This is a genomic window from Olleya sp. KJ81-1, from assembly GCF_055808135.1.
The window spans coordinates 2,204,229-2,217,176 of sequence record NZ_CM147854.1 but is presented as its reverse complement, the minus strand read 5'-3'; the positions used below and the strand labels follow the sequence as shown (position 1 = coordinate 2,217,176).

The 12,948-nt window shown below is 34.7% G+C and carries 9 protein-coding genes and 2 pseudogenes; 10 read left to right on the top strand and 1 reads right to left on the bottom strand.

What is annotated here, in order from left to right:
- Positions 1–4 precede the first annotated feature (4 nt).
- From AC0L3M_RS10530 to AC0L3M_RS10510, 5 genes are all read left to right on the top strand, one after another.
- Positions 5–880, top strand: a complete 876-nt coding sequence (locus tag AC0L3M_RS10530) for a hypothetical protein (protein ID WP_473430711.1) — start codon at positions 5–7, stop codon at positions 878–880.
- A gap of 182 nt (positions 881–1,062) precedes the next feature.
- Positions 1,063–2,202, top strand: a complete 1,140-nt coding sequence (locus AC0L3M_RS10525; RefSeq protein WP_292948027.1) for an Mrp/NBP35 family ATP-binding protein — start codon at positions 1,063–1,065, stop codon at positions 2,200–2,202.
- Positions 2,203–2,439, top strand: coding sequence for a NifU family protein (locus AC0L3M_RS10520; RefSeq protein ID WP_292948026.1), 237 nt, complete (start codon positions 2,203–2,205; stop codon positions 2,437–2,439).
- A gap of 198 nt (positions 2,440–2,637) precedes the next feature.
- Positions 2,638–3,690 carry an NAD(P)/FAD-dependent oxidoreductase gene (locus tag AC0L3M_RS10515; protein ID WP_145004098.1) on the top strand — a complete coding sequence of 351 codons (1,053 nt, stop codon included), beginning with the start codon at positions 2,638–2,640 and terminating at the stop codon, positions 3,688–3,690.
- Positions 3,691–3,935: 245 nt separating this feature from the next.
- Positions 3,936–4,268 carry a 2Fe-2S iron-sulfur cluster-binding family protein gene (locus AC0L3M_RS10510; RefSeq protein WP_473430710.1) on the top strand — a complete coding sequence of 111 codons (333 nt, stop codon included), beginning with the start codon at positions 3,936–3,938 and terminating at the stop codon, positions 4,266–4,268.
- A gap of 1,167 nt (positions 4,269–5,435) precedes the next feature.
- Here AC0L3M_RS10510 and AC0L3M_RS10505 read toward each other — a convergent pair.
- Positions 5,436–6,332, bottom strand: coding sequence for a metallophosphoesterase family protein (locus tag AC0L3M_RS10505; RefSeq protein ID WP_473430709.1), 897 nt, complete (start codon positions 6,330–6,332; stop codon positions 5,436–5,438).
- Positions 6,333–6,954: 622 nt separating this feature from the next.
- On the opposite strand from AC0L3M_RS10505, the gene AC0L3M_RS10500 reads away from it, so the two are divergent.
- The 5 genes and pseudogenes from AC0L3M_RS10500 (at position 6,955) to AC0L3M_RS10480 (ending at position 12,876) form a co-directional block, all read left to right on the top strand.
- Positions 6,955–8,097, top strand: coding sequence for an MraY family glycosyltransferase (locus tag AC0L3M_RS10500; protein WP_473430708.1), 1,143 nt, complete (start codon positions 6,955–6,957; stop codon positions 8,095–8,097).
- A gap of 72 nt (positions 8,098–8,169) precedes the next feature.
- Positions 8,170–9,284 (top strand): annotated as a pseudogene (gmd, locus tag AC0L3M_RS10495) (GDP-mannose 4,6-dehydratase).
- A 35-nt stretch (positions 9,285–9,319) separates the two neighbouring features.
- On the top strand, positions 9,320–10,282 hold the full coding sequence (locus AC0L3M_RS10490; protein ID WP_292948022.1) for a GDP-L-fucose synthase family protein: 963 nt from the start codon (positions 9,320–9,322) through the stop codon (positions 10,280–10,282).
- A 14-nt stretch (positions 10,283–10,296) separates the two neighbouring features.
- Positions 10,297–11,733 (top strand): nucleotide sugar dehydrogenase, encoded by a 1,437-nt coding sequence (locus AC0L3M_RS10485; protein WP_473430707.1) that lies wholly within the window; start codon positions 10,297–10,299, stop codon positions 11,731–11,733.
- 61 nt (positions 11,734–11,794) lie between these two features.
- Positions 11,795–12,876 (top strand): annotated as a pseudogene (locus AC0L3M_RS10480) (lipopolysaccharide biosynthesis protein).
- The last annotated feature ends 72 nt before the right edge of the window (positions 12,877–12,948 follow it).

Here is a 12,948-nt window from a genome sequence, read left to right as displayed (position 1 = left end):
TAGCATGAAGTACAACACTCTTTTTAATGTAATCATGCTAATTTTTTTGGTTACATCTTGTAATCATAAAAAATCATTTAATCAACCAGTTTTAATAACAGCAGCCTACGATACTATTATTCAGGTGGATTCTAAAGTTATGATGGAAGCTAATCATCTAATTTATGGTGTTAATGTTTTGGATACTTTAGATTTTTCGCTTAAAAAAGATAATAATCAAGCTGATTTTATTAACGCTAAGCAAGGATTTAAAAACGACAGTTTAATAGTGTATGTAGATGTCAATAATGCTAATTTTCACACCCATGAAATAAATGTTTCGGAACTCTCACCACCACCTCCACCTTCATTTTATATTCCAGAATATCAAGAATATGATAAGGTTTATCGTGATAGTGTTTTTTTAGAAGTCATGGAAAAAAATAAGATTAAAAATAAGCAAAGGTTAAAAAAGCATTACAATACCATTCCAGTATTTATTTATAATCAATCGGATAATAATAGAGTAATAGTACCATCTGTTATTAACGGAGATTTGTATGTAATAGTTGAAGCATTGGATAAAAATAACCAATGGAAACCCATTGAATATAATAAAGTGCCTAGAAGGATTTGTATAAGTGATTTTGAATATTACCAGCTAAAGCCAAAACATGTTATGGTGTCGTCCATACTTAAATACTCAGGCGATTATAACACCAAGATGCGTGTCAAAGTACTGAACGATCAAAAATTGTATTATTCTAACCCATTTAAAGGTTCGATTAATTATTCTCAATTTGATACCATCCAAGCTGTAAACGATATGAATACATGGTTTTCAGATACGACCAATCAAACGCATAGCATTAAAAAGAAGTTAATATTCTTAGATTTTTAGTTATAAATTTTCCTTATCAAACCATAAAAAACAACAAACCAAGCGCTTCATTCTTCAAGGTTTATGTAGTATCTTTGCATTTTAGAATCATTCTGAATTAGTTAACAATTATCCAGAGTGGATTATTATAAGCTGTAGGCATGGTCTTCAAGCTATAATTTACTCTTTTTTTCTAAATAATTATGAAATTAAATAAACAAGACATACTTAAAGCGTTAGAAACTATAACAGTACCAGGAGAAGGTCAAAATATGGTCGAAAGCGGAGCAATAACAAACGTAGTAACTTTTGCAGACGAGGTTATTGTAGACATAACAATAAAAAACCCAGCCTTACAAGCGCGTAAAAAAACTGAGGTCGAAATCTTACAAGCCATTCACAAACTAGTGTATGAAAAAGCGAAGATTAAGGTTAATATTAAAGTAGATGCACCAGAAAAATCAGCACCAAATGTCATCAAAGGAAAACACATTCCTGGAATACAAAACATAGTAGCAGTAGCTTCTGGAAAAGGTGGTGTTGGTAAATCTACAGTAACAGCAAACCTAGCAGTCACATTAGCTAAAATGGGCTTTAAAGTGGGTGTGTTAGATGCTGATATTTACGGACCATCAATGCCAATCATGTTTGATGTAGAGTTGGAACGTCCATTATCGACAACAGTAGATGGTAAATCAAAAATGAAGCCTGTAGAAAACTACGGAGTCAAAATATTATCAATCGGGTTTTTTACAAAACCAGATCAAGCAGTTGTATGGCGTGGACCTATGGCAGCAAAAGCATTAAACCAAATGATTTTTGATGCAGCTTGGGGAGAATTAGACTTTTTACTAATTGACTTACCACCAGGAACAGGAGATATTCATCTAAGCATCATGCAATCACTACCAATAACAGGTGCAGTAGTGGTTAGTACACCACAAAACGTGGCTTTAGCAGATGCTAAAAAAGGAGTTGCAATGTTCCAACAAGACAGTATTAACGTACCAGTTTTAGGAATTATAGAAAACATGGCTTACTTTACACCAGCAGAGTTGCCTGATAACAAATATTATATCTTTGGTAAAGAAGGTGCAAAACACCTAGCTGAAGATTTACAAGTGCCTTTATTAGGAGAGTTACCATTAGTACAAAGCATACGCGAAGCAGGAGACGTTGGTCGTCCAGCAGCAATGCAAACCGGAACGCCTTTAGAAAAAGCATTTGAAACAATAACACAAAACGTAGTGCAACAAGTAGTGGATAGAAACGATAATCTTCCAGCGACAGAAGCTATCAAAATTACCACTATGGCAGGATGTTCTGCAGTTAATAAAAAATAAATGACAACACAAGAACTAAGATTAAACGTAGAAAAAGCACTAGAAGAAATTCGTCCTTTTTTACAAAGTGATGGAGGAGACATAGCGCTTTTATCTATCGAGAATAACGAAGTTAAAGTACAATTACAAGGTGCTTGTACCTCATGTAGTGTCAACCAAATGACTCTAAAGTCAGGTGTAGAGATGACTATCAAAAAGTACGCACCACAAATCGAACGTGTAATTAACGTGGCGTAAAACATAAGTTTTGGCGTTACCACAAAGGTCAGGCACTCACACATTGGGTAAGTACTGAGCGTAGTCAAAATACACCATGCTTAATGCAGTTAAAAAGCTAACAAAAGTCATAAAACAAAACCAAATCTTGTTTTACTTTTGTCAGGTACACTAAAAGCCCTAAGTAAAGGCTAAAGGTAAATTTGAAAAGAAAAAATAATGATTAAAACAGACATACTAATAATAGGAGCAGGACCAACTGGTCTTTTTGCTGTGTTTGAAGCAGGATTATTAAAATTAAAATGTCATTTAATAGACGCATTGCCACAACCAGGTGGACAATGCTCAGAGATATATCCTAAAAAACCTATTTATGATATTCCAGCCTATCCAGAAATTCTTGCAGGAGATTTAACGCACAAGTTAATGGAGCAATGCAAGCAATTTGAACCAGGTTTTACACTTGGCGAGCGTGCTGAAACGATTGATAAACAAGAGGATGGAACCTTTATAGTAACCACTAACAAAGGCACAAAACATCACGCTCCAGTAGTAGCAATAGCAGGTGGATTAGGTAGTTTTGAGCCTCGTAAACCGATTATTGATAATCTAGCTAATTACGAAGACAAAGGGGTTGAATACATTATCAAAGAACCTGAGTTTTACAGAGATAAAAAAGTAGTCATTGCAGGAGGAGGAGATTCAGCTTTAGATTGGAGTATTTACCTAAGCGATATCGCTTCAGAAGTAACCTTAATCCATAGACGAAACGAATTTAGAGGGCATCTAGATTCAGTAGAAAAAGTACAAGAATTAAAAAATGCAGGTAAGATTAACTTAATCACACCAGCTGAGGTTATTGGAGTAGAAGGGACTAACAAAGTAGAGGCTATTACTATAAAGCAAGATGCTAAAACCTTTAAAAAAGAGTGTGATCATTTTGTACCACTTTTTGGATTGTCACCAAAATTAGGGCCAATTGCAGATTGGGGTTTAGAGATAGAAAAAAATGCAATCAAGGTGGATAATAGCTTGGATTACCAAACTAATATTCCAGGTATTTTTGCTATTGGAGATGTTAATACCTATCCAGGAAAATTAAAATTAATTTTATGTGGTTTTCACGAAGCAACATTAATGTGTCAATCAGCGTATCAAATTATTAATCCAGGAAAACGATATGTATTAAAATATACGACAGTCAGCGGAGTCGATGGTTTTGATGGTACACGTAAAGAAGCACCAAAAGCAGTGGTAAAATCGATTCAGTAGTCAGTCATGGCAGTACAAAAATTGGAAGACTTACTAGTTTGGCAAAAGTCGCAGGATTTAGCGATACATCTTTGTAAAGTATTTCAAGATAATAAAGACTTCTCCTTTAAGGATCAAATAGCGAAGTCCGCTAGATGTTATATTTATCAATTAGATTGCATTATTTAAAAGAGACAGAAGCTAATAGTCTTATTGAAAATACTAACCACTAACTATTAACCTCTAACTAATAATTACTTCTCCTCATGGAACAGGATATTAAAATAAAAATTACAGACAGAGATGGTGTAACACATGAAGTGCTTGCACCAACAGATATGGCAATGAACCTTATGGAAGTTGTACGTAGTTACGAGTTAGCTCCAGAAGGCACTATCGGAATCTGTGGTGGTATGGCAATGTGTGCAAGTTGCCAATGTTACGTGTTAAGTGATACGATGCTTCCAGAAATGCAAGACGATGAAGAAGCGATGCTTAGCGAAGCATTTAACGTCAAAGATAATTCAAGATTAGGTTGTCAAATACAAATGACACCAGCCCTAGAAGGTCTGGAAGTCCAATTAGCTCCTGAAGAATAATCCACATGTCGTAACATACAAAGTAAGTTTTTATAGATACCTCATCACATACGTCATTGCGAACAAAGTGAAGTCTTACAGATACGTCATTGCGAACAAAGTGAAGCAATCTCTTTAGCACTAGTAATAACATGAACATAGCAAAGCAATCTCCCTAACACTAGCAATCACATATACAAAGCAAATCTTAATGTTCTCGTCATTGCGAACAAAGTGAAGCAATCTGCCTTACAATATAACTAGCCTCAACAAAGCAAATCCCAATCCAAATGTCATTGCGAACAAAGTGAAGTAATCTGCTTAACACTAGCAATCACAAGAACAAAACAAAACTTTACTCCCAACAAAAAATAACAATACACTGCAGCTCCTCTCTTTAGTTAAAGAGAGGTGTTTTTTTTATAAAAAAAACGGAGAGTTTGCCTAAAACGCGAAGCAGTTTAAAAACTAAAGCGAAACAGCGCATCATCGCAAACAAAGCAAATCTCATCGCACACGTCATTGCAAACAAAGCAAAGCAATCTCCCTAACACTAACAATCACAAGAACAAAACAAAACGTTACTACCAACCCAAAAATAACAACACACTGCAGCTCCTCTCTTTAGTTAAAGAGCGATGATTTTTTTATAAAAAAAACGGAGAGTTTGCCTAAAACGCGAAGCAGTTTAAAAACTAAAGCGAAACAGCACATCATCGCAAACAAAGCAAATCCCAATCCAAACGTCATTGCGAACATAGTGAAGCAATCTCTTTAACACTAGTAATCTCATTTACAAACAAAGTAAAACAGTAAAGCTACGTCATTACAAACAAAGTAAAACAATGAAACTACGTCATTGCAAACAAAGCAAAGCAATCTCCCTAACACTAGCAATCACATATACAAAACAAAACGTTACTACCAACAAAAAATAACAACACACTGCAGCTCCTCTCTTTAGTTAAAGAGAGGTGTTTTTTTTATAAAAAAACGGAGAGTTTACCTAAAACGCGAAGCAGTTTAAAAACTAAAGCGCAACAAGACATCATCGCGAGAAAACAAATCCCAATCCAAACGTCATTGCGAACAAAGTGAAGCAATCTGCTTAACAATAGCAATCCAATGAACAAAACAAAGCAAAGCAATCTACCCAATAAATAATCAGTTTCAAATAAAACAGCAAATCTAATCGCTATAATCCAACAAGCGTCTAGGACCTTCTAACAAAACACGCACAATTTGTAACGTACCATCTTCTTTAGTAGCAATTTGCCATTTAATCAAAGAAATCGCGCCATTTTCAATCTCAATACCAGTAATACTTCTAGGATGCACACAACTACCATCATTAAAAAAAGCCACATCACCAGGTTCCGGAAAACGTGGTCTATGCGTATGACCAACAACAGTAATCATATTATTGTTTTCAGTAATCCATTTTTTAGTACGACGTTCGACCTTAATCAATTCTTTATAGTTTTTTGCAGGACTAGTGGGATCTGCAATACCCATAACATTTAAAGGTTTCCAAAGGACACGTACCATAAATCGACTCCATTTCCAGAAGGTATAGTTCCACCAATCCGCTTGATGACCATGCGTTAAAAATACCTCTTGCTGTGTGTCTTTATGTTTTAAAATAATAGCTTCGTGGTATTCTATATCACCAAACAATTCTACATCAGCGCCAACCTTAGGATCAAAAAAAGAATGTAAATGTTTCTTAACATAGTCAGGATCGCGATACACCATATCATGATTTCCCCAAATCATATGCAAGCGGTTTTGTTTATGAAACAGTTGCATCAAGCCATACACGTTTTTATGAGCATAAAGGATGGACTCAAACGATATGTTTTCCCACAACTCATCACCATCGCCTAATTCGGCATAGTCAAAACCTTGGACATAATAATGTTTTAAAGCATGGTAATAGATATTTCGGTTATTAGCAAAATCATCAGCAAAACTATTATCACCACGATGACAATCACTAAATAGTATAAACTTAGAGTCGTCATCAAACCCAATAACTTTAGCTTGATTATAAGCACGATCTAATTTCTTTTTTGCTGAAAACATAGTATAATTTTTCTACAAGCAAGATAGGATTTATTTTATAATCTAAACAAATACATAAACCAGTAACTGTAAGGCGTATAGGCTATGTAATAGTGTTGGTTTTAGTTATAAGCATTTGATAATCAATTTATTTACTTTAATATTTAACTTAACGGTTTAAATAGCTAAAAGTTAAATTACCGTTGTGTTAAATTGAGTAAAATAAGCGTGGAGTCCCTTTGTTTTAATTGTGATTTGTCGTAAAATTGCACTCAAATCAATAATTTGAAAATCAACAATACGTAATTATTGTGTAAAAAGGTTCAGTTCTAACCAAACGGAATCTATTAAAAACGGGAAAATCAATAGTAGCAGTATTAGGCTTATTATAAGTTTTAATACAATTTGTTTATTAAAGTTACCTAACCAGTAAAATCGCTTTAACTAACAAATGTAATGCATTACAATCCCTTTTTTTATTTAGTAAATTAGTTAAATAGCTAATTTTTAGTCAGCTACGTTTTATTAAAACCCAGCTATAGACGTTTATTGCTATTTATGTAACTGTAAATAGTAACTAAGTTATACACAATGGATTGCGATAAAAATGATTTTTTATGTTTAACTGTATAGCGCTATTACTATGTTAACAACAAGCTTACCAACAAACCATGAGCAGATAACACAATTTCTGAGCAACTATAAAGGCATAGTAATTATAGTCACAGTAATTACAGCATTAATTATCACATTAATCGTGATGCCAAAAGTAGTGGCTATTAGTAAAGCTAAAAACTTAACAGCCTTACCAAATGGACGTACATCGCACAAAGGGGTAATTCCTACGTTAGGAGGTGTTGGTGTGTTTACAGGTGTGGTGTTAACCATTCAAGTGGCAGCAATACTGTTTGCTAATTACAGTCAATTAATAGATTTAATGGTGTTTAATGTCCTTATATTATTACTGTTATTAGTGGGTTTGGCGGACGATATCATGAAAATTTCACCAAAACGTAAACTAGCCTATCAATTGCTAGTCGCTTCTATATTTGTAATTGCAACCAATTTAAACATCAACTCGTTTGTAGGCTTATTTGGTATTTATAAAATCTCACTATTCTCAGCCATACTGTTTTCAATATTTGTTATAGTGTTAGTCATTAATGCATATAATTTAATTGATGGTATCGATGGATTAGCAGGAGTATTAGGAGCCATAATTTCTATTATCACTGCCTTACTATTCTACTATAGTGGTCACTTTTTTTACTGCTTAATATCCTTGGCTTTAGTTGGTGCATTAATTGGCTTTTTAGTATTTAACTTTTCGCGAAACCGAAAAATATTTCTGGGTGACACAGGATCAATGGTGGTTGGATTTGTATTAGCCATTCAAATGATTACCTATTTAAGCTTAGCAGGACATAATCCTGATAAAGAAATCTTTCAAAACGCACCAGTAATAGTTTTGGCCTTATTATCCTATCCATTATTAGATACACTTAGGGTGTTTTGCGTTAGGATTTGTAACAAAAAAAGTCCATTTTCGGCAGACCGTAATCACATACACCATCGTTTAATAGACCTTGGATTAAAACACAAATGGGCAACCAGTCTTATCGCATTGTATACCATTGGGATAACAGTATTGGTATTAGCACTAAATCATTTAGATACTAACGTCATATTTGCGATTACTGTTCCTGTAGCGATGCTAATTTTAGTCATTCCGTTTGCAATACAGTATAAATCTGGTAAGATTAAATTTGTTTTGCCTACTTTGTAAATTCGCAATAAAATAACGATAAGAATAATATTTATATAATAAAGCGGTTTTCTATTAAACCAAACCAATAAAATGAAAAAAATAGCATTAATCACAGGCGTTACAGGACAGGATGGCGCATATTTAACCGAGTTTCTATTAAAAAAAGACTACATCGTTCATGGTATAAAACGTCGTAGTTCATTATTTAATACAGATAGGATTGACCATCTATATCAAGATCCGCATGTGAATAATCGTAATTTTATTCTGCATTATGGAGACATGACAGACAGTACCAATTTAATTAGAATTATTAAAGAAGTACAACCTGACGAAATCTATAACCTTGCTGCTATGAGTCACGTGGCTGTTTCTTTTGAAATTCCTGAATACACAGGTAATGCAGATGGTTTAGGGACACTTCGTATTTTGGATGCAGTTAGATTATTAGGTTTAGAGAAAAAACCAGAATCTATCAAGCGTCAACCTCAGAGTTATACGGTAAAGTGCAAGAAGTACCACAAACCGAAACCACACCTTTTTACCCAAGATCACCTTATGCTGTAGCAAAAATGTACGCCTTTTGGATGACAGTAAATTACAGAGAAGCTTACGGAATGTTCGCCTGTAACGGAATCTTGTTTAATCACGAATCACCTTTAAGAGGAGAAACCTTTGTAACCAGAAAAATTACCAGAGCTGTAGCCAGAATTGGATTAGGCTTACAGGATAAATTATACTTAGGTAACCTAGACGCGCAACGTGATTGGGGACACGCTAAGGATTATGTACGCATGATGTGGATGATTTTACAAGCAGACCAACCAGAAGATTGGGTCATTGCAACTGGTAAAACCACAACCATTCGTGACTTTGTAAAACAAGCCTTTAAGCACATTGGTGTGACCTTACAGTTTGTAGGTGCAGGAGTGGATGAGGTTGCTATTATTAAAGAAACCACAAATCCTGACTACCCATTAAAAGTAGGACAAGAGGTGTTAGGTGTCGACGCTAGATATTTTAGACCTACCGAAGTCGATTTACTAATCGGAGACGCTACCAAAGCCAAACAAAAATTAGGTTGGACACCAAAAATCCAGTTAGAAGAGTTAATCGAAGACATGATGTCATCAGATATTAAACTAATGAAAAAAGAACAACTGCTTAAAGATGGTGGCTACCAGACCCTAAATTATTTCGAGTAAACGTAGCAACACTAAGTAACAGTAAACAACAACACATGTCAAGCACATTATCAAAAGACGCAAAAATATACATAGCAGGTCATAAAGGAATGGTAGGTTCTGCCATTTGGCGTGCATTAACAGCAGCTGGATACACTAAGCTAATTGGGCAAACTAGCCAACAACTAGACTTACGTAACCAAGACGCTGTTAACCAATTTATGGAACACACAACACCAGAAGTGGTTATTGTAGCAGCAGCCAAAGTGGGAGGCATATTAGCCAATAGCCAATTTCAGTATCAGTTTTTGCTAGAAAACCTGCAAATACAAAACAATATTATAGATGCAGCACATCGTAATAACACCAAAAAACTAATCTTTTTAGGCAGTTCTTGCATCTATCCAAAACTAGCACAACAACCCTTAACAGAGGACAGTTTATTAACAGGACCATTGGAGCCAACTAACGAGGGTTACGCAATCGCAAAAATTGCAGGAGTCAAACTGTGTCAGCACATCAAAAACCAATACAATAAGGATTTTGTTAGCTTAATGCCAACCAATTTATATGGCTCAAACGATAATTTTGACCTAAAATCCTCACACGTATTACCAGCAATGATTCGCAAGTTTCATGACGCTAAACTAGATAACAACGCTCCAGTTACCCTTTGGGGAAGTGGGACACCAATGCGCGAATTTTTATACGTGGACGATCTAGCACAAGCAGTCCTATTTGCTATGCACAACCAAATGCCAGACCATTTGTATAATGTAGGTACAGGTACAGACATTACCATTAAACAATTAGCAACAACCATCCAAAAAGCAATTGGTCATACAGGACCAATTATTTGGGACAGTACAAAACCAGATGGCACACCACGTAAATTAATGGACGTGTCTAAACTAAAACAAGCAGGTTGGCAATATACTACCAATCTAGAGCAAGGGATTGCAAAAACCTACCAATGGTTTTTAGACAACCCAAGCACATACAAGCAAGTTAAATTATAACGTAAGCACACCTAATGCAAAATCAAACAGATAACACAACAACCGTTGTGGAAAACCCTAATAAAATAACATCAATATGTTGTATTGGTGCAGGCTATGTTGGAGGACCAACTATGGCTGTGATGGCTCAAAAAAATCCAGACATCAAAATAACAGTCGTGGATTTAAATGCGCAACGTATTGCAGACTGGAATAACGACGACCTAACCAAACTACCCATTTTTGAACCTGGTTTAGACCAAGTCGTTAAGGAAGCCAGAGGTCGTAATCTGTTTTTTTCGACTAATGTCGAAGACGCTATTGACCAAGCACAAATGATATTCATTTCGGTTAACACACCTACCAAAACCTATGGTGCAGGAAAAGGGATGGCAGCAGACTTAAAGTATATCGAGCTTTGTGCAAGACAAATCGCTAAAGTCGCAACCACTAATAAAATTGTAGTCGAAAAATCAACACTACCAGTAAAAACAGCACATGCCATAAAAAGCATACTAAACCATACTGGTAATGGTGTAAAGTTTCAAATATTATCCAATCCAGAATTCCTGGCAGAAGGGACAGCAATAACAGACCTAACACATCCAGATCGTGTACTAATTGGTGGTGACCAAACACCAGAAGGGCAACAAGCCATACAAGCCTTAGTGGACGTGTATGCGACTTGGGTACCAAAAGCACAAATACTAACCACAAATATCTGGTCGTCAGAGCTATCCAAATTAGTAGCCAATGCTTTTTTAGCACAACGTGTATCGTCTATAAATGCGATTTCAGAGTTATGCGAAGCGACACAAGCCAATGTAGAAGAAGTAGCAGAAGCAATTGGTATGGACTCGCGTATTGGACCTAAATTTTTAAAAGCCTCAGTAGGTTTTGGTGGGTCATGCTTTCAAAAAGACATCCTAAACCTAGTGTATATCTCTAAGTCTTTAGGCTTAAATCAAGTGGCAGACTATTGGGAACAGGTTATTATAATGAATAATCACCAACGCGACCGTTTTGCAAATAATATCGTGCAAACCTTATACAACACAGTATCAGACAAAAAAATAGCCTTTTTAGGTTGGGCTTTTAAAAAAGATACCAACGATACTAGAGAGGTTGCAGCCATTTACGTGGCAGATAAGTTAATGGACGAGCAAGCTAAAATTAGCGTGTACGATCCTAAAGTATCTGCAAAACAAATGCAGTTTGATATTAACTATTTAAACACACGTACAGAAGCACAAAACCAAACCTATTTAAGCACACAAGATAATCCGTATGACGCAGTTAATGGTGCACATGCAATTGCAGTGTTGACAGAGTGGGACGAGTTTAAAACCTACGACTGGCAGCGTATTTATAATAGCATGAACAAACCAGCCTTTATCTTTGATGGTCGTAACCTATTAGATAAACAAGCACTAGAAACTATTGGGTTTAAAGTGAAAGCTATTGGGAAGTAAATTTTTGAATTAAAAGCGTGTTAACTTAAGAATAATAATTAACTGCAAAACGAAGAGGTTAATGTCAAATTTAAAGAAAGTATTAATTAATGGAGCTGCTTGGTCATTATTTGGTCGTATGGCATCATTAGTTGTCGTCTTATTTACTAACATTTGGTTAGCAAGATTACTTTCTCCTGATGAATTTGGACAAGTAGGAGTAATAATGTTTTTTGTAGGTATCGCAAATGTTTTGACAGAAGGAGGTTTGGGAGGTGCATTAGTTAGAAAAAAAGAAGCAACAATAAATGATTATTCAACAGTTTTTGTAACCAACTTAATATTTAGTATTGTTTGTTATGTTTTCATTTTTGTAGGTTCTAATTGGGTTGCTTCATATTATGAAGACCCTATATTAAAAAAGCTATTACTTGTGGCATCTTTGGTTTTAATAATAAACTCTTTCCAAATAACTCAGAATGCAAAGTTAATGAGTGATTTGAAGTTTAAGAAATATTCAATCTATACGTTCATATCTGTAATTATTGCTTCTGTAATAGGTGTTATTTTAGCATATCAAGGTTTTGGCGTTTGGGCTCTCGTGGTTATCCAGCTTTTAACAGCAGGTATGTATACCCTTATATTGTGGTTTTTTGAAGGGTTTTATTTACGATTATACTTCTCAAAAAAATCGTTTAAAGAACTTTATGGGTTTGGTGTCAATACTACCTTAGCTTCTATATTAAACTCAGCATTTGAAAATGTATATCAATTAATTTTGGCGCGATATTTTTCTTTTCAGCAAACAGGTTTTTTTATCAAGCAAAAAAATTGCAGGATGTTCCAGGTGGTATAATAGCAACTTTAACACAAGGTGTGTTATTTTCATCTTTATCTAAATTTCAAGATGATGAAAAAAGCTTCGCCTCAATTTTTGATAAAATTAATATATACTTTATGGTATTATTAGCTTTCATTTCTACGTTTATATACGTGTATGCAAAACCAGTTGTTTTTTTACTGTTTGGAGAGAAATGGATGGGCTCAGTTTTTTATCTTCAATTACTAACCATTGCGTCCTTTTTCTATTTATTAGAAAAGCTAAATAGGATTATTTTCAAGGTATTTAACCAAACAAAAAAATATTATACCTGGAATATTTAAAAAAGTCTATTCAGGCTATAACAATATTAATTGGAATATATTATGTTAATTTAACTTTGTTGATAGTTGGAT